The 2,106-nt window shown below is 36.6% G+C and carries 2 protein-coding genes; both read left to right on the forward strand.

Features of this window, described 5'->3' with window-relative positions; all coding sequences use genetic code 11:
* Positions 1 to 237, forward strand: a 237-nt coding sequence (locus QVO97_RS00645) for a restriction endonuclease subunit S (RefSeq protein WP_288188506.1), incomplete at its 5' end; no start/stop codon positions are given.
* Positions 230 to 1,990 (forward strand): type I restriction-modification system subunit M, encoded by a 1,761-nt coding sequence (locus QVO97_RS00650; protein WP_022358511.1) that lies wholly within the window; start codon positions 230 to 232, stop codon positions 1,988 to 1,990. The genes QVO97_RS00645 and QVO97_RS00650, both read left to right, overlap by 8 nt.
* The last annotated feature ends 116 nt before the right edge of the window (positions 1,991 to 2,106 follow it).

Below are 2,106 nucleotides of genomic sequence, written 5' to 3' on the forward strand. Positions count from 1 at the left end.
GAAAGTGAAAATGGAAAAGCAGCCTTATCTAGAGTAGCAGTAGGGGCTACTTTATTAAATTTGCCGGTTGAAGGATTGAAAAAAATAACAATTCCATTGCCTGACTTAAAAAGTCAGAAGATAATTGCAGATAAATATTACGCCAAGATAAATGAAATAAAAGAATTGAAATACAAATTAGAAAAGGCAACAGCAGAATTAGAACATATTTATACGGAGGAAAAAATAAATGGATGAAAATAATAAATTTGATGTAGTTGGAACTAATATAGCAGAGAAAGCGACAATGATCTGGAATGTAGCAGATATGCTCCGTGGCCCATTTAAACCGCATGAATATGGATTGGTAATTTTGCCAATGACAGTAGTAAAAAGATTTCATGATTGTTTATTACCGACACATAAAGCAGTATTGGAACAGTATGAAAAGGTGAAGAATTTTGCTGTAATTGATGGATTTCTGACGAAGGCTTCCGGTTATCAATTTTATAACATCAGCAAATATACATTTGAATCTTTATTAGCTGATCCGGAAAATATCGAAGCAAATTTTCGAGATTATCTGAATGGATTCTCAGCAAATGTTCAGGATGTGCTGGCAAAGTTTGATTTTGATAACATTATCCGCAGAATGGTAGAAAGTAATACCTTGTATCTTGTCATAAAAGAATTTAATTCACAAAAAGGATATCTGGGACCAGATAAAATCAGTGCAGTAGACTGTGGATATATTTTTGAAGATTTAGTAAAACGATTCTCCGAATCTTTTGGTGAAGAGGCTGGGGCACATTTTACCAGTAGAGATATTATCTATTTAATGACGGATTTACTTTTATCAGATGCAGATCTGAGTAAGGGTGGAAATGTAACAGTGTATGATATGGCGATGGGAACATCTCAGATGCTTAGCTGCATGGAAGAAAGAATTCAGGAGCTAAACACGGAGATAGGAGTTACCTGCTTTGGTCAGGAGTTTAATCCCTCTACATTTGCGATTGCAAAAGCGGATATGATGATTCGTGGGGGTGATCCAAATAATATGAGATTTGGAGATACCCTATCTGAAGATCAGTTTAGCGGATATCAGTTTCAGTATATTATTTCAAATCCACCATTCGGAATTGACTGGAAAAGAGAAAAAGCAGCAGTAGAAGCAGAAGCGAAAAAAGGTGAATTGGGAAGATTTGCACCCGGACTTCCGAAGATATCAGATGGACAGCAGTTGTTTGTATTGAACGGACTTTCTAAGCTAGCTCCAAATGGAAAAATGGCTATCATTCAGAATGGATCACCATTATTTTCAGGAGATGCAGGAAGTGGACCGTCAGAGATTAGAAGATATATTCTGGAAAATGACTGGTTGGATGCGATTGTGCAGTTAGGTACAGATATGTTTATGAATACTGGTATCAGCACGTATATTTGGATTTGTTCTAAAGACAAACCAATACACAGAGCTGGAAAAGTACAGTTGATTGATGCTTCGCATTGTTTTGAAGCAAGAAGAAAAAGTATCGGAACAAAAAGAAATGACATTACTGATAAATGCCGTGATCTGATTGTAAAGGCATATGGTGCATTTGAAAATGGAACTGTATATGGTGAGAAAGATGGTATTTACTGTCAGAGCAAGATTTTTGACACAGAGGAATTTGGATATCAGAAGATTGTAGTAGAACAGCCACAGAAAGATGAAAATGGCGAAGTTATATTAAAGAAGGGAAAGCCAGTGGCTGATGTGTCTCTGCGAGATACAGAAAATGTACCGCTGACAGAAGATATTGCGGAATATTTTAAGAGAGAAGTATTACCATATGCACCAGAAGCATGGATAGATGAAAAGAAAACGAAAAAAGGATACGAGATTCCAATGACAAGGTACTTTTATGAATATCAGGCACCGGAACCAGTGGAAGAAATTGCGGCACGCTTGCATGAACTGGAACTGGATATTCAGAGTAGTTTGGATGCTTTGTTTGGGGAGAAATAATATGAGTAGAGAGATGAAAGATTCCGGGGTTGAATGGTTGGGAGAAATTCCAGAGGAATGGAAGATAACAAAAATTAAGAGTATTTTTTATGTTGTTGCCGGTGCAACGCCTAAAA

Origin of the sequence: Clostridium sp. CAG:43 (genome assembly GCF_000434655.1) — a bacterium.
GTDB lineage: Bacteria > Bacillota > Clostridia > Lachnospirales > Lachnospiraceae > Otoolea > Otoolea fessa.

What these genes read in the sequence shown, in the direction of transcription:
- QVO97_RS00650 (WP_022358511.1), top strand. Translation starts at nt 230, where the DNA reads ATGGATGAAAATAATAAATTTGATGTAGTTGGAACTAATATAGCAGAG.